Origin of the sequence: Mycobacterium hackensackense (genome assembly GCF_025822555.1) — a bacterium.
In the GTDB taxonomy this organism is placed as follows: Bacteria; Actinomycetota; Actinomycetes; order Mycobacteriales; family Mycobacteriaceae; genus Mycobacterium; species Mycobacterium fluoranthenivorans.
On record NZ_JACKUC010000031.1, the window covers coordinates 343,212 to 363,856 of the forward strand.

A 20,645-nucleotide genomic window follows, 5' to 3' on the forward strand; every position below is an offset into this window, starting at 1 on the left:
GGTGCGTCGGTCACGGTCCCTGCCACCCCGCTGTGAGCTCGGCCAGTTCGTCGGCGGACAGGCCGGACGCGGCCATCGGCGCGTGATGGGTGTCCTGCGCACGAACCTGCCCGGCCTTGGCATCGAGGGCCGCGGCCAGTTCGGCGAGCACCGGATGCTCGAACACCATCCGCGCCGTCAGCGCCATCCCGTTGTCGCGGGCGCGGGCGGCCAGCTGCACGGCGAGGATGCTGTCACCGCCGAGGGTGAAGAAGTCGTCGTGCCTGCCGAACTCCTCGACACCCAGCAGCGCGGTGAGCAGCGCGGCCAGCGTGCGTTCGGTATCGGTGGCGGCCGGCTCGAACGGGCCCGACGCGGTCAGCACGGGACGCGGCAGGGTCGCGCCGTCGAGGGTGTCGAGCACCGTGATCCGCAGTCCCGCCAGCTCTTCGGGCAGTGCGGCGCGGACGGTGTCGGCGAACGCCACGGTGTCGGCCTGCGGGTCTGCCGGCACCACATAGCCGGCCAGCACCGATCCCGCGCGGGTGGTCCAGTTTCGGGTCAGCGCCGCGGCCACCCCGTCGATCGCTTCCAGCGCCGCCTGTACCCGGTGGTCACCTCGCTCGACGTACTCCAGCGTGCCGTCCTCGGTCCAACGCGCCCGGTCTCCGGTGCGGTAGAGCCGGGTGCCCGGTGCGAACGGGTTCACCGGATACCGGAATTGCGCTGCAGGCGCGGCATTTCGCTGCGCCTCGTCGATGGCGCCGCCGGCGTGGTACACGTCGCCGATCACCCCGACGCCGACGGGGGCGAGCCAGTCGTCGAGCACGAACACCTGGTCCGCCCCCGCGGTCTGGGGCAGCCCGACCTCCGGCGTCGCGGCGGCACTCCACTGGGCGACGGCCTCGGAGCCCCCGATCGCGATATCGCGCAGGGTGTGGTCGGGATGGTGGGCGAACGCGTCGATGACCCGCAGCAGCCAGTCGACCAGCCGCTGCGCGGTGACGGGCTGGTACAGCTCGGTACGGTAGATGACGGTGCCCTGGTAGCCGTTGCTCGCGGTGGCGAAGAAGTTCAGCGACAGGTCGGCGTGGGCGACATCGAAGGTGGGCTCCAGTGCGGTGAAACGGGTCTCCCAGTGCTGATCCCCCGAATCGCTTGAGTCGATCACCCGGTCGGCCGGCAGCTCCTCGCGCACGTGCACGACGACACCGAACAGCGGGTTGCGCGACAGCGAACGCACCGGGCTCACCGCGTCGACCACCCGGTCGAACGGTAGGTCCTGGTGGGCGTAGGCGCCCAGGGCCATCTCGCGGGTCTGCCGCAGCACGTCGCGCACCGTCGGGTTGCCCGACAGGTCGTTACGCAGCACGACGATGTTGATGAAGAACCCGATGAGCTGATCCAACTCGGGTTCGGTGCGGCCGGCCACCGGGGTGCCCAGCGGGATGTCGGTGCCCACCCCTGCCTTGTGCAGGGCGACGGCGACGGCGGCCTGCAGCAGCATGAACTCGGTGATGCCGAGTTCGCGGGTCAGCTCGGCCAGCCGAATCCGGGTGTCCTCGTCGATGGTGAAGCTCAACGCCTCACCCTCGCCGGTCGGTACCGGCGGGCGCGGGAAGTCCGGGCGCAGCCCGTTCTCCTCGGGCAGCCCGGCGAGCTGGTCCACCCAGTAATCACGTTGTGCGGCAAGCTCGTCACCGGCCAGCAGCTCGGCCTGCCACGCCGCGTAGTCGGCGTACTGCACCGGCAGGGGCTCGAATTCCGGTGCGGCCCCGCCACGGCGGGCGCGGTAGGCGGTCAGCACATCGGTGAACAGCACCCCGGCCGACCAGTGGTCGGCGGCGATGTGATGCACCACCAGGGACAGCACGTGATATTCGGGCGTGCTCAGCACGGCAGCCCGGATGGGCCAGTCGTGTTCCAGGTCGAAGCAGTAGCGGCGCTCGGAATCGAGTTCGCGCTGCAGCCACTGTTCGTCCTCGCCGCGGGCGCGGCGCACCGGCACCGGCGCACTCGGGTTCACGACCTGGTATGGCGCGCCGTCGATCTCGCGGTAGGTGGTGCGCAGGATCTCGTGCCGGCCGACGACGTCACCGATCGCGGCGACGAACGCTTCGACGTCGCTGGGCCCGGTCAGCCGTGCGGCGAACGGAATGTTGTTGACCGGGTTGGGGCCGTCGATGCGGAACTGGAACCACTGGCGCAGCTGCGCAGCGGACATCTGCAGCGGTCCGTCGCGCTCGATCGGCACCATGGCCGGGCGGTCACTGCCCTCTCCGGTGGCGCGCACGGTGTCGATGTGGGCGGCCAGGCCGGCGACGGTGGCCAGCTCGAAGACCTGCTGCACGCCGATGTCGACACGGCACCGCGACCGTACGGCGGCCACCAGTTTGGTGGCCAACAGCGAATGCCCACCCAGGTCGAAGAACGAGTCATCGGCGCCGACGGACTCGCGGCCCAGCAGTTCGGCGAACAGGCCGGCGATGACGCGTTCGGTATCCGTGCCCGGCTCGCGGTACTGCACGCCCGCCGAGATCTCGGGTTCGGGCAACGCCTTCCGGTCGATCTTGCCGTGCGCGGTGATCGGGATCTCGCCGATCTCGACATAGGCGGCCGGGATCATGTACTCCGGTAGCGCCGCGGCCACCCGCGCGCGGATCCGGTCGATCTGCACCGCCTCGGTCTCTTGCGCCGGTGTCACATACGCGACCAGGCTGCGGCCCAGGGTCGGCAGATCGCTCATCACCACGACGGCCTGACCGACCGACGGATCCACCGAGACGGCAGCGGCCACCTCGCCGAGTTCGATGCGGAAGCCGCGGATCTTGACCTGTTCGTCGGCGCGGCCGACGAATTCGATATCGCCGTCGGCGTTGCGGCGGGCCAGGTCGCCGGACCGGTACATCCGACCGCCGGGGTTGAACGGGTCGGCGACGAAGCGTTCGGCGGTCAGGCCGTGCCTGCGGTGGTAACCGTGTGCGACATGCGTGCCGCCGATGTAGATCTCGCCGATCACGCCGACCGGGACCGGCTGCAGCGCGTCGTCGAGCAGATGGATGGTGGTGTTGATCTTGGGTGTGCCGATCGGCACGATCCGGGCGCCCTGTTTGCCCTCCACCTTGAAACGGGTGCAGTTGAGCACCGTCTCGGTGGGGCCGTAAAAGTTGTGCAGCAGGGCATCGAAGGTGGCGTGGAACTTGTCGGCGACCTCCCCGGGCAGCGCCTCGCCGCCGATGGGCACCCGCTGCAGGCTGCGCCATTCACTGACACCGGGCAGCGACAGGAACAGCCCCAGCAAGGACGGGACGAAGTGCATCGAGGTGATGCCCTCGTCGCGCAGCAGCGCGGTGAGATACCCGATATCGCTGAGGCCACCGGGTTTCGGGATGACCAGGCGCGCCCCGGCGGCGAGCATGCCGAACAGTTCACCGATCGATACGTCGAAACCCTGGGAGGCCACCTGCAGCAGCCGGTCCGCCTCGGAGACCTGGTATTCGGCACCGAACCAGACGAAGTACTCGGCGATGGGCCGGTGCGGCACCGGCACGCCCTTGGGCAGACCGGTCGAGCCCGACGTGTAGATCAGGTAGGCGGTGTTGTCGGGCAGCAGCGGGCGGACCCGGTCGTCGTCGGTCGGGTCGTCGGCGCGATAGGCCTGCAGGTCGGTGACCGGTTCGCGGATCACGACTTTCGGATCCGAATCGGACAGGATGTAGGTCAGCCGGTCCTCGGGGTAGCCGGGGTCGATCGGCAGGTACACCGCACCCGCCTTGACGATGCCCAGCGCGGTCATCACCAGCTCGGGTGATTTCTCCAGCAGCACGGCCACCCGGTCCTCGGTACCGACACCTTGGGCGATCAGCCAGTGCGCGATCCGGTTGGCCTCCGCGTTCAGCTCGCGGTAGCTGTAGTGGCGGCCCTCGTAGACGACGGCGGTGGCATCGGGAGTGCGGGCGACCTGATCGCCGACGAGTGCGGTCAATGTGGTTGCGGCAGTGTCGAACTGCTCGCCGTGGGAGACGGCGTGCAGCCAGGCTTCGTCGTCGGCGGAGAACAACATGAGGCGCTGCAGTGCCACGTCGGGCTGGTCCAGCGCGTTGTCCAGCAGGACGGCGAAGTGGGCGAGCATATTCGCGGCGAGGTCGGCATCGATGATCTCGGTGAGGTACTCGGCCTCGATGGTGACGCCGTCGGCGTTCCACTCGACCATGAAGCCCAAGGGCAGCTGGCTGACGTGGCTGCGCAGCTCGGCACGGGCGCAGGTGATGCCGGCGGCCCGGAAGCCGCCGCCGTCGGGTTCGCGGAAGCCGAAGCTGACCCGTGTCATCCGCTCGGCGCCGTGGCGCCGGTCCGGGTTGAGTTCGGCGACCACCCGATCGAGGTTGATCCGCTGGTGGGCGAACGCCGCCACCGCGGTGTCCCGGGTGGCGGTGACGAGGTCGCGGAAGCCCTGGGTGCCCTTCGGACGCAGCCGCATCGCGACGGTGTTGCCGTAGTAGCCGATCGCATCGTCGGTACCGCGGTTGACGACCGGGCTGGCGACCAGGAAGTCATCGGTGTGCGTGTAGCGGTGGATGAGTGCGCCGAACGCGGCCAGCAGCACCATGTAGGGGGTGGCGCCGGTCTCGCGGGCCAGTGCCGTCACCTTCGCCACGGTGCCGGCGGGCAGAGCCGACGTGATGAGCTGCGAGCGGAATCCGGTCGGCACGGCCGATCCGGACGGGCCCGGCAGTTCCAGGGGCTCGGGCGGGTCCGCCAACACCGCACGCCAATGCGCCAGGTCTTCGGCGGTGGTGTCGGCGGCCGGCACGGGCGTACGCGGCGTGGGGCCGAGGTCGGCGCCTGTGTAGGCGCGGGTCAGGTCGTCGAAGAACACCCGCCACGAACCGTCGTCCCAGGCGATGTGATGGGCCACCAGCAGCATGACGAACTCGTCGGCACCGAGGCGCACCAACGTGATCCGCAGCGGCGAGTCGGCAGCGAGATCGAACGGGGCGCCGAATTCCCGCTGTGCCAGCACCTCCAGCCGCAGCGCGCGGGCCCGTTCGGATTTGTCGGACACGTCGTGGAAGGCCCAGCCGGGCCGCAGGTCGTCGTGCAGCACCGGCTGCGGCGTCCCGGTCTCGTCGGCGGTATAGGTGGTGCGCAGGATCGGGTGCCGGCGGCCCACGGCATCGACGGCGCCGTGCAGGCGCTCGGGATCCAGCGCACCGGTGAGCCGGTAGGAGACGCAGACGTTGAGCAGCACGCCGGTGGGGTCCACGTTGTGCACGAACCACATGCGCAGCTGTCCGTCGGACAACCCGGCCGGCGGTGCGGCGTCGACGGCTTCTGCCGAGGCCAGCCCGCGTTCGGCGAGCTTGCGCCGCATCAGCTCCAGACGGGCGTCCCGGCCGGCGGCGGTGGTGGTGGCATCTGCGATATCAGTCACGCGTGGGTGCTTTCTTTGTCAGTCTTCTCGAGGTGCTCGATCAGCTCGGCTCCGGTGATACCGCCGAGGATCTTGGCCAGCGGCACCTTGTGCCCGGTGGCCGCGGTGAGCTTCTTGCGGAGGTCCAGGGCCAGCAGGGAATCCACGCCCAGGTCCAGGAGGGACTCGGCCAGATCCAGGGATGCGGTGTCGCCCACCTTCAGCACCGCTGCGAGCGCACTGCGAACGGCACCGGCGGGCTCTCCTGGCGCGCCGGCCACGGGGACCTCCGGGATGGCGGCCGTGGCGGCAGGTTCGTCCGCGTCGCCGAGGAAGGTGCGCAACCGGTCCCGGTCGGCGGTGAACACCAGCGGGTCACCTGCCCAGTCCCGGAGACAGACCTCGGCGGCCCGGTCCGGGCACATCGGTTGCAGGCCCGACCGCTGCACCCGGGCGCTCTCGGACTCGTCGATGATCCCGTTGCCGGGCCACAGTCCCCAGCGCACGGCCGTGCACCGGCGGCCCTGTGCCCGGTGCTGGGCGGCCGCCACGTCGAGCAGCCGGTTGGCGGCGGCGTACGCGATGTGCCCGATGCCGCCCCACATCCCGGATACCGAGGAACACAACAGGATTCGAGCATCCGACCGCAGGGGCCAGGTCGCGGCGAGACGGTCGAATCCGTTGACCTTCGCCGACATGGTATCCGCGAACGCCGCCCCGCTGAGCCGGCCGTGTTCGGCGATGGTGGCCGAGCCCGCGGCGTGGATCACCAAGGATGCTGCGGTCGAGCCCGTTTCGACGATCGCGGCGGCCAGGGTGGCCGGGTCGGTGATGTCACAGCGGGGCGCGATCACCTCTGCGTCCAGCTCGGCGAGGTGCGCGGGATCGACCCCGCCGCGGCTCAGCAGCACGATCCGGCGCGCGCCCTGCGCGGCGAGACGGCGGGCCAGGTGCAGCCCGACGACCCCGCTGCCACCGGTGATGACCACTTCGTCCAGCACCCCGGAATCCGCGGTCCACGCCGGTGTGTCGAGCTGCTCGTCGCGGGTGGTGCGCCGGTAGACCGCGCCGTCCCGGATGGCGAATTCGCCTGTCGATCCTGCGAGTACGGCCACCGCGGCCGCATCCAGCGTGCGCGCTTGCAGATCGAGATGCCCGAACCGGTGCTCGGGGAATTCCAGTCCCAGGCTGCGGTGCATGGCGCCGAGCGCGGCCTGTGCGGGCAGGGGTGCCGGGTCGGTGGGCCGCACCTGCTCCCCGCCCACGGTGACCAGCCAGACGTCGCGATCGGTATCGCCGGGCGTATCGGCGTAGCCCAGCAGACCGGACTCGATCTGTGCGGCCAGCGCCTCGGCGGCGGTGACCACGTCCGGGCTGTCCAGGGCGGGGGCGACCACGATGAGCAGGTCGGCGTCTGCGGGGGCCACCACGTCGAACCGGTCCGCCACGGCCGCACCGAGACCGCTGCCGAGGTCGATCACCGCGGCCCGCCGGGTGCCGGCGGAGACGGCAGGGAGGTGCGGCTGCCAGTGTTCGACGGCCACGCTGATCCCCGCCACGGGCGGCAGGGGTGCCGGCGCGGCCCAGAGGTGTTGGGACCGCATCGGGGCGAACGGGAAGTTCCGTAGTGGTGCGGGTGCCGCGTCGATGAGGTCGGCCCAGCGGTAGCCCGGGTCGGTGACGGCCACCGCGGCGATATTGGCGGCCAGCCGATCGGCGATCGGTTCGTCGCGGCACCCGGAGCCGACGGCGAGCACCTCGGCCGGCTCGACAGCTCCGTCCTCGTCATCGAGCGTATCCCCGAGCGCGTACAGCAGCGCCGGATGGGCGGAGAGTTCGACGAAGACGCGGGCGCCGTGCTCGACGGCGGCCGCGACGGCGCGGTCGAAGCGAACGGTGCTGCGCAGGTTGGTGTACCAGTAGTCGGCGAAGTCGGTACCGGCCGCGACCGCCGAGGCGGTGGCCGATCCGATGAACCGCACGGGTGACTCGGTGAACTCGCCTGCGGGTAACAGTGATTCGAGCTCGGTGCGCAGCGGGTCGAGTTTGGTGGTGTGCGCGGGGAACCACATCTCGATCTCGCGGGCGAAGACGCCGCGGTCTGCGGTGGCACGCACCAGCGCGGCGATCGTCTCGGTGTCCCCGGACACCGCGACCGAGGATCTCGAGTTGACGACCGACACCTCGGCCCAACCGTGGACGCCGGCGATGGCCTCGTGCGCCGCGTCCGGGCCGAGCCCGAGGACCGCGACCCGGTACGGCCCGGTCAGTCCGTCCAGCAGGGTGGCGCGGGCCGCGACGATACCGACGGCTTCGGTGAGGGTGATGGTGCCGGCGATGTAGGCCGCGCCGATCTCGCCGAGACTGTGCCCGACGGTGATATCGGGCAGCACTCCGCACGACCGCCACACCCGGGCCAATGCCACCCCGTGCACGAACTGCGCGCCCTGGATCTGCACCTGGGTGAAATCGTTGGTCGGCACACCGGGTTCGGCCATCAGGTAGTCCAGTGGGGATGCGTGCCCGGCGGCAGTGAACACCGCGGCGCAGCGGTCGACCTCGGCGCGGTACTCGGGCAGACGGTCGTAGGCCTCGCTCCCCATCGACGGCCACTGGCTGCCCTGACCGGGGAAGACGAAGGCGATACGGCTCGCCGATCGTGACGAGCCCACCGCCAGCGGGTGCTCCTCCCCCGCGGCGACGGCACGCAGCGCGTCTTTCAGCTCGCCGAGTGCAGCGGCCCGGATCACCACCCGGTGCTTGCGTATCCGGCGGGTGCGCAGTGTCGCCGCGGCCACCGCGGAGACGTCGGTGTGGGTGGGCCGGCGCTCCAGGTAGTGCAGGATCGCGGCGGCGTCCTGCGCGATCAGGTCCTCGGCGTGCGCGGTCAGCAGCACGGGCACGCGTCCGTCAGGCAGGTACATCACGGGTCTCCCCGGCGTCCGGGACGGCCACGATGACGTGGGTGTTGGTCCCGCTCATACCGAACGCCGACACCGCACCGACCCGTTCGCCGCGCTTGGCGGGCCAGTGCGTCAGTTTGGTGGCCAACCGCAGACCTTGGGACTCCCAGTCGATTTCCCGGCTGGGCTCGTCGGCGTGCAGGCTGGCCGGCACCGAGCCGTGCTCGGCCGAGATGATCACCTTGGCCAGTCCGAGCGCCCCGGCGGCCGCCTGGCTGTGACCGAGGTTGGATTTGACCGACCCGAGCAGTGCACCGGCGCCAGGCGCGGTGGCGCCATAGGTCTGCGCCAACGCCTGTAGTTCGGTGCGGTCACCGAGGCGGGTGGCGGTGCCGTGGCCTTCGATCATGCCGACGTCTTCGGGGGTCACCCCGGCCGCGGCGAGGGCGCGTCGGAACAACTTCTGCTGGGCGGTGCCGCTGGGCGCGGTGAGTCCGACGGTGCGGCCGTCGGAGTTGACGGCGGTGGCGCGCACCTCCGCCAGTACCTGCCTGCCGTCGCGGATCGCGGCGGATTTGTTCTGCAAAAGGAATATCGCCGCGCCTTCGGCCCACACCGTGCCGCTCGCGTGGGCACTGTAGGGCCGGCAGTGCCCGTCGTCGGACAGTGCGTGTTGTTTGGAGAATTCGACGAAGTAGCCCGGGGTGCCCATCACGCAGACCCCGCCGGCCAGGGCCATATCGCAATCGCCGGCGCGCAGGGCCGCCACGGCGGTGTGGAAGGCGGCCAGGGCCGACGAGCAGGAGGTGTCGACGGTCAGCGCCGGACCGGCCAGGTCGAGGGTGTAGGCGATCCGCCCGGAGATCACCCCCAGTGACGTTCCGGTGATGAGATGGCCACTGTGCGAGGAGAATTCGGACAGTGCAGGTCCGTACTCGAGCGCCGAAGCGCCGAGGTAACAACCCACGTCGTGGCCGGCGAGATCGTCGGGGTTGATCCCGGCGTCTTCGATCGCACGCCAGGCCAGTCGCAGCGCGACGCGTTGCTGCGGGTCCATCGCCACGGCTTCGCGCGGTGAGATGCCGAAGAAGGCCGGGTCGAAACTGCCTGCGCCGGCGAGAAACCCGCCGAGATCGTGGATGGTTTTGAACCCGTCGCGCCGGGACCCGTCCAGAAGTTCGGAGATCGCCCAGTCGCGGTCGGTGGGAAAGTGCCCCAGCGCTTCCCGCTGCTCGGCCAGCAGATCCCAGAAGCCCTCGGCGGTGTCCACACCACCCGGAGCCTCGACCGCCATTCCGACGATCACCACCGGGTCGGCGGGATCGGGAGGTGAATCAGAGCTCATTGATCAGCTCCGCCACATCCGCGGTGTGCTCGTTGAGGTAGAAATGCCCGCCGTCGAAGATCGAGCAGGTGAAGGCGCCGGTGGTGTGAGACTTCCAGCGGCGCAACATGTTCTCGCTGATCCGATGGTCCCGGTTGCCACCGAGGGTGTGAATGTCCGCACCGATGCGCACCTCGTCGGCGCAGCTGTACCGGTTGAACGCCGCATAGTCGGCGCGTACCGCCATGAGCAGCAGCTCCACGAAATCCTCGTCCTCGAGCAGCTGCGGGTCGGTGCCGCCGAGGTCGACCATCTCGGCGATGATCTCCGCTTGCGCCATCGGCAGCGAAGGAGAGGCCGCGACTGCCGACGGCGCCTCGCTGGCCGAGACCCACAACGCGCTCACCTGCACCCCGCACTGCTGGGCCACCCTGGCGAATTCGAAGGCCACCACCGCACCCATGCAATGCCCGAACAGCCGCAGCGGTGCGAGCCGGTCCCAGCTGCCGCCGTCGAAAAGGTCCGCGGCGAGCTCGGCCACGGTGGCCGGTGCCGGATGGGTGAGCCGGTCACCGCGCTGCGGGTACTGCATGACGTAGGCGTCGGCACCGGCCTCGGCCAGCGCGGTGCCCATGGTGCGGTAGGCCAGCGCGGCACCCCCGGCGTGCGGGAACACCAGAACGGGCGCCCCTGGTGCCGAGTATCGCTTGACCCACGGCGCGAACGTGAGATCCGCGGCGGTCACGAGGTTGCGGCAGCGTCGAGGGCGTTCACCACATCCGCGTCGTCCATGTCCGCCACCTCCAGGTAGAGCTCGGCGACCTGGTCGAGCCGGTCACTGCCGGCCTCCCGGCCGGCCAGCCGTGCTGCCAGCGCTTCGACGGTGCGGGTGGCGAAGATGTCGGGCACCATCACCGTCGGGGTGTCCAGCCAGTCCCTGATCCGCGCGACGGCGGTGGTGGCCAGCACCGAATCCCCACCGAGGGCGAAGAAGTCGTCGTCGACACCGAGGTCAGGGGCGCCGAGCAGGTCCCCGATGATGGCCGCCAGTGCCCGCTGCACGGGCGTGGACGGCATTCGGCGGTCCGCGTCGGGCCCGTCGCCGAACACCTCGGTCAGCGTGCGGGCCACGGCCCGCCGGTCGGTCTTACCGGCGAGGGTGAACGGAATACGGTCGATCAGCTCGATGTGACGCGGGATCATGTGCGGCGGAACGAGTTCGGCGACAGCCTCGGTGATCTGGCGCACGTCGATCCCGGAATCCTCGGTGCTCACCAGCGCGGCCAGCACGTCGTGGTGGCGGGCACCGGCCGCGGGCACGATACCGGCGACCGCGGCGCGCACCCCGGGGATCCGCTGCAGCGCCGCCTCCACATCACCGAGTTCGATGCGGTAGCCGCTGATCTTCACCCGGTGATCGGCGCGGCCGACGAACTCCAGGGTGCCGTCGGGCCAGTAGCGCGCCAGGTCCCCGGTGCGGTACCAGCGCCGGCCGTCATGCTCGACGAAGCGTTCCGCGGTCAGCTCCGGCATGCCGCGGTACCCGGTCGCGATACCGCGCCCGCCGATCCACAGCTCGCCGGGCACCCAGTCCGGGCAGTCGGCGCCGAACGAATTCACCACGCGGGCAGCATTGTTGGTGAACGGCACGCCATAGGGCAACGCCGCCCAGTGCGCGGGCAGGTCCGCCGCGGCCTCGTGGATGGTGGCGTGGATCGCGGTCTCGGTGGCTCCGCCCAGTCCCGCCACCCGGACACCGGGGGCCAGGGCCTGCAACCGGCGCACCATGGCGGTGCGTACCCAGTCCCCGCCGGTCAGGACGACCCTGACCGAGGAAAGCCGGTGCTCGCCCACCTCGACGAGCATCTCCAGGCTGCCGGGCAGGAAGTTCAGCACGGTCACCCGATGCTCGTGGATCAACCGGGCCCAGGTGTCGGGGTTACGGCGATCATCCTCGTCGATGGCGACGATCGCGCCGCCGGTGGCCAGGGTGGCGAACACGTCGAGCACCGACAGATCGCACTCCAGTGTCATCAGCGCCAGACAGCGGTCGTCCGGGCCGATCTCGAAGTGCCCGTAGAGGAATTCGGCGGTATTCATCGCCGCGTCGTGGGTGACCTCGACGCCCTTGGGTTCGCCGGTCGAGCCGGAGGTGAACAGCACGTAGGCCAGCTCATGCGGGTCGGTGAGCACCGGGGTGAAGTCCGGGACACGCCGGCCGACCCGCAATGCCTCGGCGATGGTCAGGGCGGGCAGCCAGCTGGGCTCCTGATCACCGCACACCAAGGCCATCCGCACACCGCCGGCGCGCAGGATGCGTTCGGCCCGTTCGGCCGGCTGGTCCGCGCCGATGGGCAGATAGATCGCGCCGGCGGCCAGGATGCCGAGCAGCGCGGTGATCTGGTCGGCGCCTTTGGGGCCGAGCACGGCGACGGTGTCGCCCGGCGTGATCCCCGCGGTGTGCAGGGCGGCGGCGACGGCGAGCACCTGCTCGCGCAACTCGGAGTAGGTCAGCTCGCCGGCCGAGCCGATGACGGCGGTCGCATCCGGGCGGGCGGCTGCCGAGGCGAAGAAACCGGCGTGCAGCGGCTGCCCACCGGGATCGGCGGTGGTGGCGCCCCGCCGGTCACGCACCGCACGCTGCTCGTCGGTGATCATCGGGGCGCGCCCGGTCTCCCAGGCGGTGTCCTCGGCGGCCAGCCGCAGCAGTTCGGCGATGTGCCGGTCGAACATCGCGTCGATCACCCCGGCCGGGAAGGCGTCCTCCCGGACGTCCCAGTTCACCAGGACACCACCGTCGAATTCGGTGACCTGAGCGTCGAGCAGCACCTGCGGTCCCTGCGAGTTGATCCACACCGGTGTGCCGAACGTGTCGGTGACCTCGGCGGCGAACAGTTCCCCCAGCCCGAGCGCGCTGGTGTACACCACCGGGGCCAGCACCTGGGTGCCGCGGTGCCGGCTGAGGTCGCGCAGAACGGACAGGCCCGGGTAGGCGGCGTGCGCGGCCGCGTGGCGGAACACGTCCTGAACCGCGCGAGCGCGGGCGGTGGCGGTGGCGGCACCGGTCAGGTCGATGTCCAGCAGCAGCGACGAGGTGAAATCGCCGACCAGTGAATCCACGTCGGGGTGGTGCTGTTCGCGGCCGAACATCGGGACGTTGAGCAGGAAGCGCGGTTCGGCCGACCAGCCGGCCAGCGCATCGGAGAACGAGGCGGCCAGGGCCATCGCCGGCGTGACGCCGCGGCGGCGGGCGGCCCCGAAGAGGGCGTCGCGGGTCTGCGGGTCCAGCCAACGATGGCGGCGCGTGGTGTGGCGCGGGTCGGCCTGCTCTGCCGCCGGGACCAGCGGCAGGCGCGGCGGATCGGGCAACTCCGGGATCCGCTCGGCCCACCACTGCCGGTCGGCTTCGGCGACCGGCTGCTGCGCCGCGGCGAGCCGGTACTGCCGGTAGGTGTAGCCGAGCGGGGAGAGATCGGCGCCGTGGTAGAGCCGGGTCAGATCGGCCATCAGGGTGCGGTAGCTCATCGCGTCGGCGGCCTGCATGTCCAGATCCACGTGCAGGCGGCAACGGCCGCCGGGTAGCAGGGTCAGCGCGAGTTCGAAGACCCCGTGCTCGAGCTGCTGGTGCGATTTGGCGCGCCGGATGTCCGCCAGCCGAACCTGCACCTCGGCCTCGTCGGCGGTGCGCAGGTCGACCAGGCCCACCGGAAAGGGCTGCGGCACTTCACCGATGCGCTGGGTGCCATCGGGCAGGAAGTGGACACGCAGCATCGGATGACGCTCCGCGAGCTTGGTGGCCGCACCGCGCAGCTGATCGTAATTCACTGCTGCACCGTCGAATTCGACGTAGAGGTGACCGGCGACGCCGCCGAGTTGCTGATCGTCCTCCCTGCCGATCCACATGGCGTGCTGCATGGAGGCCAGCGGGAACGGTTCACCGGCGTGCGAATCATCCTGGACCTCAGGCTGTTCGGCTTTCGCTGCGATATCGCCGCCGCCCAGCAGTTCCGCCCAGGCCCGCACCGAAGGCTCTGCAGCCAGGGACGCGAAATCGATGTCCAGGCCCTTTTTCCGCCATCTTCCGGCGAGTGACATCATCCGGATCGAGTCCAGGCCCTGGCTGACGAGATCGAGATCGGGGTCGATATCGCCTGCGGTGATACCGAGCAGATCGGCGACCTCTTGCCGGATGGTTTCTGACCTAGCCGAGGCATTCACAGCAACACTCACCACGCCTCCCAACGCCGTCCAATCGCTAAGCACAGGCTGCCCTAATTTTGAGAAGGCTACCCTATATTCGGACTACCGAACACGCCTACCCCGAAGGGCAGACCCGTGACCCTGACCACGCCGCAACCGGCGGAATCCGCAGCACAGACCGCCCTCCAGGCCGGTTTCGTCCCGTTCCCGGCCGACCGCGCGGCGCACTACCGAGAGACCGGTCTGTGGACCGGCCGGACCCTCGGCGAGATCCTGCGCACCGCGGCACAGACCTGGCCCGGAAATATCGCCGTCGCCGACGCGCACTCCTCGCACACCTTCGCCGATCTGGACGCGCGGGCCGACCGGGCGGCCGCCGGCTTCGCCGCGCTGGGTATCGCGCCCGGTGACCGGGTACTTCTGCAACTGCCGAACTCGTCGCATTTCGCCGTCGCCCTCTTCGGGTTGCTGCGAGCAGGTGCCGTCCCGGTGATGTGCCTGCCCGGACACCGGCTGGCCGAACTGACCCACTTCGCGTCCGTCAGCGGCGCCGTCGCGCTCGTCATCGCCGACAGCGCAGCCGGATTCGACTACCGCGCGATGGCCGAAGAACTCGTCGCCGCGCACCCGGCAGTGCGCCACGTCGTCGTGCACGGCGACCCGGGTCCGTTCCTGCCGTGGTCGGTCCTCGATTCGGATGCACCCCCGCCGGTCGTGCGGCCGGCGACCGACTCCCCCGCGCTGCTGCTGGTATCGGGCGGCACCACCGGCGCGCCCAAGCTGATCCCGCGCACCCACGAGGACTACGTCTACAACGTCACCGCGAGCGCGCAGCTGTGCGCGCTGACCCCGTCGGACGTCTATCTGGTGGTATTGCCTGCCGCACACAACTTTCCGCTGGCCTGTCCCGGTCTGCTGGGTGCCCTGAGCTCGGGTGCGACCACGGTGTTCACCACTGACCCGTCCCCGGAGGCCGCGTTCGCCGTGATCGACCGGCACCGGGTCACCGTCACCGCGCTGGTCCCCGCCCTGGCCAAACTGTGGGCGCAGGCCTGCGAGTGGGAGCCGCAGGCCCCCAAGGGGCTGCGGCTGCTGCAGGTCGGTGGCGCGAAACTGGCCTCCGACGACGCCGCCGCCGTGCGCTCGGCGTTGACGCCGGGTCTGCAGCAGGTCTTCGGCATGGCGGAGGGACTACTCAATTACACCCGACTCGGTGACGCTGCGGATCTGCTCGACCACACCCAGGGCCGTCCGCTGTCCGAATACGACGAACTGCGGATCGTCGACGAGGCCGGACATGAGGTGGAGCACGGCGCAGAAGGTGAGCTGCTGGTCCGCGGGCCGTACACCATCAACGGGTATTTCAATGCCCCGCAGGACAATGCGCGGTCGTTCAGCCCGGACGGCTTCTACCGCAGCGGAGATCGGGTCAGGCGGTACGCGAACGGCTATCTGGAGGTCACCGGTCGCGTCAAAGACGTCATCACCAGGGGCGGCGAAACGGTGGCGGCCCTGGACCTGGAGGAGCATCTGATCACCCATCCCGCGATCTGGGCGGCCGCCGCGGTGCCTCTACCCGACGAGTTCCTCGGGGAGAAGATCTGCGCCGTGGTGGTGTTCAGCGGCCCCCCGGTGAGCCTGGCCGACCTCAACGCCCACCTGGACGGCCGCGGGGTGGCCGCGCACTCGCGGCCGGACACCCTGGTCGCGTGGGAGTCGCTGCCGACCACGGCGGTCGGCAAGACCGACAAGAAGGCGATCGTCGCGCGGCTGACCCGTTAGTCGCGGGGCACCAGATACGGCGCCAGCGTGGTGAGCTTCTCGCAGGTCTCCTCGAACTCCCGGTCCGGGTTGGACGCCGCGATGATGCCGGCGCCGGCGCGCAACCAGGTCACGCCGTCCTGTTCGTAGACCGCGCGCAGGGTCAGCGCCGCATCCATCTCGCCACCGGCGGTGAACATCACCACCGCCCCCGAGTACAGACCGCGCGGGGTCTGGTCCAGCCGCAGGATGGCATCGACGCTCTCCGCCTTGGGGATACCCGATGCCGTCACCGCCGGGAACAGCGCCGCTAGCGCGTCCATCCGGTCCAGCGACGAGCTCAGCCGGCCACCGACCGTCGAGCCCAGATGCTGCACACTGCCGCGTTCCCGGATCGTCATGAAGTCGTAGACCATCGCGGTGCCCGGTTCGGCCACCTCGGCGATCTCCTGCATCGAGGTGCGCACCGAGATGGCGTGCTCGACGATCTCCTTGGAATCGGACTCCAGCTCGTCGCGGGCGGCGCGGTCCTCGTCGGCGCCCCGGCCCAGCGCGCGGGTACCGGCCAGCGGCTCGGTCAGCACGGTGCCGTCCTCGTGCACCGCGGCAACCAGTTCGGGACTGTAGCCCAGCGCGCGAATTCCGCCGAACCGCAACAGGAATGACCTGACCGGGGTGTTGTGACGCCGACCCACCCGGTAGGTGGCCGGGAAGTCCAGGGCGAACGGCACATCGAATCGCCGGGACAGGATCACCTTCTGGTAGCGACCGGAGACGATCTCCTCGATCGCCGCGGCGACGCGCCGGCGGTAGTGCGCGGTGTCGGCATCGACGTCGAGCGGTCGCGCGGCCGGCGTCGGCGCCAGGCCACGGGCGAGCAGACGGTCGATCGCGGCCGCATAGCCGGTGTCGCCGTCGACCACGGTGACCTCGGTATCGGTGACGATGACTTGACTGCCGGGCAGGAACAGCCGGGCCAGCGGCGTCCCCGCGGGGAGCCGGTCGGCCAGATCGAAGCGGTACGCCCCGAATTCGAAGGCGACCCAACCGAACAGCCGCTGCCCCTCCAGCAGCAGCCGGTCCACCGCCTCGCCGAGGACCATTTCGGGGCGCCCCGTCCAGGACTGCCGCGTCACCACACCGTCGGTGATGAGCCGGAGTTCATCGGAGTCCAGTTCGATGGACGTCCGTACGTCACTCGCCAGAATCCACTGGCCGCGCTGTTCGTAGACGAGGTACTCGTGGCCGGAGTCTTCGGACATCCGGGCCAACTCGGCCACCACGTCGGCAGGAGTGATGCCCGACGGCAACGTCAGCGGAAGCACCACAACGTTTTCCGCTCTGGTCTCCACGGTCACCTTTGCTTCACCTCGGTCCTCAACGTAAGCACCAGGTAAATTTAGCCTAACCTAGCTTATCGGTGGCGGGGTACGTGAATGTGAGTTAGCCGACCCCCATCGACCACCCGGACGCGGCGACCCGCTGCGCCCAGAAGTCCGCGTATTGGCCGCCGCGCGCCATCAACTCGGCGTGCGACCCGGTGTCTGCCACCTCGCCGGTGCCCGAGAGCACGACGATGTTGTCCGCGGCGGTGACGGTGGACAGTTTGTGCGCGATGACGATCACCGTGCTGCGCTGCGCCAGGGTCCGGATCGATTCGGCCACATGCCGCTCGTTCTCCGGGTCCAGCGCGCTGGTCGCCTCGTCGAACAACACGATCGGGGCGTCTTTGAGCAGCGCACGTGCAATCGAAACCCGTTGCCGTTCACCACCGGACAGCGCCGAACCGCCTTCGCCGACCCGGGTCTGCCAGCCGTCGGGCAGCCGTTGCAGCACCGAGGCCAGCCCGGCGGTCTCCGCCGCAGCCGCGATCTCGGCGTCGGTGGCCCCCGGCCTGCCGATCCGGACGTTCTCCCAGAGCGTGTCGTCGAACAGGTAGACGTCCTGGAACACCAGGGACAACTGCGCCATCAGATCGGTGGTCCGCTGATCACGGACATCGACGCCGCCCACCCGCACGGTGCCGGTGTCGGTGTCGTAGAACCGGGCGATCAGCCGGGTCAGCGTCGTCTTACCGGAACCGGACGGGCCGACCAGCGCCGTCATGGTGCCCGGTTCGGCGACGAAGCTGATATCGGTGGCCACTACCCGGCCAACTCCCCCGGTCGCTTCGCTCCGGCCCGGATAGCTGAATGCGACGCGGTCCAGCTCGACTCGACCCGGGACCGAAACCGACTGAGGGGACTGAGGTTCCGGTAAGGCGGGAGTGTCGAGGATATCGGTGATCCGGTCCAGTTCGGTGCGTGCCATGCGCATCGCCGAGCCGTATTCGGCCAGTGCGGCCAGCGGGGAGGCGAACCGGGCGGCCAGGCCCAGGATCGCCACCGCGGTGAGCGGATCCAGCTCGCCACGAACCGCCAGCCACGCGCCCGCCCCGATGAGCGCCGAGAACACCGCCTGCACGGCCACCCCGTTGAGCATCAGGCCCGCCACCGACCGCCACAGCGCCCGTCGTCCGACCCGGTGCTGCGCGTCCAGCGCCGCACTGAGCGGCGTGAAGTCCGACCCGGTACGACCGAACGCCCGCAGCACCGGCTGGCAGCGGGCGAACTCCACCACCCGGGTGTTCACCTCGACCTCGGCATCGTGGTTGAGCATCTCGGCCCCGGCGATCAGCCGGGCCGCCAGCGCACCGCAGGCCATCAGGATCAGCCCGCCCACCAGGGCCACCGCGGCGATCCGCCAGTCGAACAACGCCAGACCGATCACCACGGTCGCCGCGCTCACCGTGTTGAGCACGATCGGCGTGATCAGATGTGCGCCGCTGGTTCCCACGAATGTCGTTCCCTTGACCGCGATCTGGGAGACCGAACCGACGGTGTCACGGCTGAACCAGCCCAGCGGCAGGGTCACCATGTGGTCGCCGAGCCTGCGGTGCAGCAGCCTCATGGTGGCCAGCGCCATCCGCATCGCCCGGGACGACTGCACGTACTGGGCCACTGCCGCGGCCACCACCACGGCGGCCAGCACCGCAAGCCACCGCTCGGCATCGGCGTAGCGCCCGTCGAACAAGGCCTGCGAGATGGGCACCAACAGCACCATCGCGACACCGTGCAGCACGCCGTAGGCGCCCACCCACGCGAGATAGCTGAACATCAGGCCGCGCCGCGGCCCGAGAATGCGCAGGAAGCCGCGAATCATCGTGCGCCCTCCATGTTCTGCTCGGGCGCGCGAAGCAACGGGACAGGTTCAGGGTTGCCATCGCTGTACACCTGCCACATCGCGGCGTACCGACCGCCGCGGGCGAGCAGCTCGTCATGCCGGCCCTGTTCGACGACGCGGCCGGCATCGAGGACGACGATGTTGTCCGCGCCGACGATCGAGCCCAGCCGGTGGGCGATCACCAGGACCGTGCGGCCGGCGATCAGCCGCGACAGCGCCGCCTGGATCTGCGCCTCGGAGTCCGGATCCGCCGAGGCCGTCGCCTCGTCGAGCACCAGCACCGGGGTGTCGGCCAGCAGGGCACGGGCGATGCTGACCCGCTGCGCCTCCCCGCCGGAGAAGTGTGCGTCCTCGCCCACCACCGAGTCGTAACCCCGGGGCAGCGCCAGGATCCGGTCGTGCACATGGGCGGCCTCGGCCGCCTGATAGACCTCCTCGTTGGTGGCGCCGGGACGGCCCAACCGGATGTTGTCGGCCACGCTGACCCCGAGCAGCTGCACGTCCTGCAGCACGAAGCCGACGTGCCGGTACAGCACGGCGGGATCGATCTCACGCACATCGACACCGCCGACGCGGACGGTGCCCGCGGTCGCGTCGTGGAACCGCGGTACCAGGGTGGCCAGGGTGGACTTGCCGCTGCCCGAGGCGCCGACCAGCGCGGTCATGGTGGCGGGCTCCAGTGTCAGATCCACCTCGTGCAGCACCGTGCTCGTTCCGTCATAGCTGAAGCTGACGCCGTCGAAATCAACCGAGTTACCCTGCGGCAGTTGCGGATTGGAGGAAACCTTCAACTTCGGCTGATCGAGCAGCCGGACCAGCCGGCCGGCGGCGGCCTGGGCCTGTTTGCGGATACCGGCGGAGTAGCCGACGGCCAGCACCGCGGCGGGAATGGTCATCGCCACCAGTGTCGAGCCGAGCACGTCGATCGGCGCGACCCAGCCACTGCGCACCAACCAGTACCCGCCGGCCAGGTTGACCAGCAGCACCGTGGGCGCCTCGATGAAGATCGACGACGCCGCCTTGACCCGGACCATGGGGCCCATCCACTCGGCGAATCCGTCGTTGAATTCCTCGGCCGCATCGGCGAACCGCTGGTGCGCCCGACCCGTCTCCCCGAACGTCTTGACCACGGCGACACCGGCGATGAACTCGACGATGGTGGCGCTGATCCGCGCGACGCCCGCGTTCATCCGCTCCATCTGCACCCGGACATCGCGACCCAGCCACAGGTAGACCAACAGATAGACCGGTGCGGTGCCGATGGCCAGCAGCCCCAGCCGCCAGTCCAGCGAGAAGCAGTAGGCCAGCCCGAATGCCGGGGTGGCCAGCGCCCCGGTGTTCTCCACCGCCGCGTGCGCGACCAGGAAGTGCAGTTCCCCGACGTCCTGCTGGACGGCCTTGCGGACCTCGCCCGAGGAGGTGCCGTTGAACCAGCCCAGCGGCAACCGGCCCAAGGTGTCCACGATGCGCCGGCGCAGGGAGCGCTGCAGGTCACCGTCGGCGAGATGGGTGAGTGTCAGGGCGGTGCCGCTGGCCCAGGTCCGGACGAGCAGGGCGCCGATCACGACGGCGACGATGGTCCAGATCCGCGAGGTGTCCGCCGCGTTGCCGGCCACCAGGGTGCGGCCGATCTCGACGATGCCGATGAACGGCACGACGGTGGCGGCCGAGGCGATCAGGGTCAGCACCTGGGCGACGCGGGTGCGCCCGGTCACCGGCGCGAGCAGCGCCTTGAGCGCCAGCGCGTCGGCGCGGGCCGCCTGCCGCGCGGCGAGTCGGGTGTACGTCGCGGTCACCCGGGGCGGCTGCGGTGGCATCGTTCCGGCGCCGTCGAGCACCGGCT

At 70.2% G+C, this 20,645-nt stretch carries 9 protein-coding genes; 1 reads left to right on the plus strand and 8 read right to left on the minus strand.

Going from position 1 to position 20,645, the window contains the following annotated elements:
• Window positions 1–10 precede the first annotated feature (10 nt).
• The 5 genes from H7J86_RS21785 to H7J86_RS21805 are packed head-to-tail and all read right to left on the minus strand — an operon-like array spanning window position 11 to window position 13,837.
• On the minus strand, window positions 11–5,413 hold the full coding sequence (locus H7J86_RS21785; RefSeq protein ID WP_372517316.1) for a non-ribosomal peptide synthetase: 5,403 nt from the start codon (window positions 5,411–5,413) through the stop codon (window positions 11–13).
• The gene (gene mbtD, locus H7J86_RS21790) at window positions 5,410–8,316 is read right to left on the minus strand and encodes a mycobactin polyketide synthase MbtD (RefSeq protein WP_267293430.1); all 2,907 of its coding nucleotides are present in this window, start codon (window positions 8,314–8,316) and stop codon (window positions 5,410–5,412) included. The genes H7J86_RS21785 and mbtD overlap by 4 nt, the downstream gene beginning before the upstream one ends.
• Window positions 8,303–9,640, minus strand: coding sequence for a beta-ketoacyl [acyl carrier protein] synthase domain-containing protein (locus H7J86_RS21795; RefSeq protein WP_267293432.1), 1,338 nt, complete (start codon window positions 9,638–9,640; stop codon window positions 8,303–8,305). The genes mbtD and H7J86_RS21795 overlap by 14 nt, the downstream gene beginning before the upstream one ends.
• On the minus strand, window positions 9,630–10,364 hold the full coding sequence (locus H7J86_RS21800) for a thioesterase II family protein (protein ID WP_267293434.1): 735 nt from the start codon (window positions 10,362–10,364) through the stop codon (window positions 9,630–9,632). The genes H7J86_RS21795 and H7J86_RS21800 overlap by 11 nt, the downstream gene beginning before the upstream one ends.
• Entirely contained in the window at window positions 10,361–13,837 is a 3,477-nt protein-coding gene (locus H7J86_RS21805) for a non-ribosomal peptide synthetase (protein WP_308204863.1), read from the minus strand. The genes H7J86_RS21800 and H7J86_RS21805 overlap by 4 nt, the downstream gene beginning before the upstream one ends.
• A 117-nt stretch (window positions 13,838–13,954) precedes the next feature.
• On the opposite strand from H7J86_RS21805, the gene H7J86_RS21810 reads away from it, so the two are divergent.
• Window positions 13,955–15,601 (plus strand): (2,3-dihydroxybenzoyl)adenylate synthase, encoded by a 1,647-nt coding sequence (locus H7J86_RS21810; protein WP_187096210.1) that lies wholly within the window; start codon window positions 13,955–13,957, stop codon window positions 15,599–15,601.
• Here H7J86_RS21810 and H7J86_RS21815 read toward each other — a convergent pair.
• The 3 genes from H7J86_RS21815 to H7J86_RS21825 all read right to left on the minus strand — a co-directional run bounded on the left by H7J86_RS21815 (window position 15,598) and on the right by H7J86_RS21825 (window position 20,619).
• The gene (locus tag H7J86_RS21815; protein ID WP_443677661.1) at window positions 15,598–16,851 is read right to left on the minus strand and encodes a salicylate synthase; all 1,254 of its coding nucleotides are present in this window, start codon (window positions 16,849–16,851) and stop codon (window positions 15,598–15,600) included. The two genes, H7J86_RS21810 and H7J86_RS21815, sit on opposite strands and share 4 nt — an antisense overlap.
• A gap of 172 nt (window positions 16,852–17,023) precedes the next feature.
• The gene (locus H7J86_RS21820) at window positions 17,024–18,781 is read right to left on the minus strand and encodes an ABC transporter ATP-binding protein (RefSeq protein WP_267293439.1); all 1,758 of its coding nucleotides are present in this window, start codon (window positions 18,779–18,781) and stop codon (window positions 17,024–17,026) included.
• Complete coding sequence (locus tag H7J86_RS21825) at window positions 18,778–20,619, minus strand: ABC transporter ATP-binding protein (protein WP_267293904.1); 1,842 nt, start codon at window positions 20,617–20,619, stop codon at window positions 18,778–18,780. The genes H7J86_RS21820 and H7J86_RS21825 overlap by 4 nt, the downstream gene beginning before the upstream one ends.
• Between the last annotated feature and the right edge of the window lie 26 nt (window positions 20,620–20,645).

Coding starts and splice junctions, on each gene's coding strand:
- H7J86_RS21795 (WP_267293432.1), bottom strand. CDS start 9,640: ATGAGCTCTGATTCACCTCCCGATCCCGCCGACCCGGTGGTGATCGTC.
- H7J86_RS21820 (WP_267293439.1), bottom strand. CDS start 18,781: ATGATTCGCGGCTTCCTGCGCATTCTCGGGCCGCGGCGCGGCCTGATG.
- H7J86_RS21825 (WP_267293904.1), bottom strand. CDS start 20,619: ATGCCACCGCAGCCGCCCCGGGTGACCGCGACGTACACCCGACTCGCC.
- mbtD (WP_267293430.1), bottom strand. CDS start 8,316: ATGTACCTGCCTGACGGACGCGTGCCCGTGCTGCTGACCGCGCACGCC.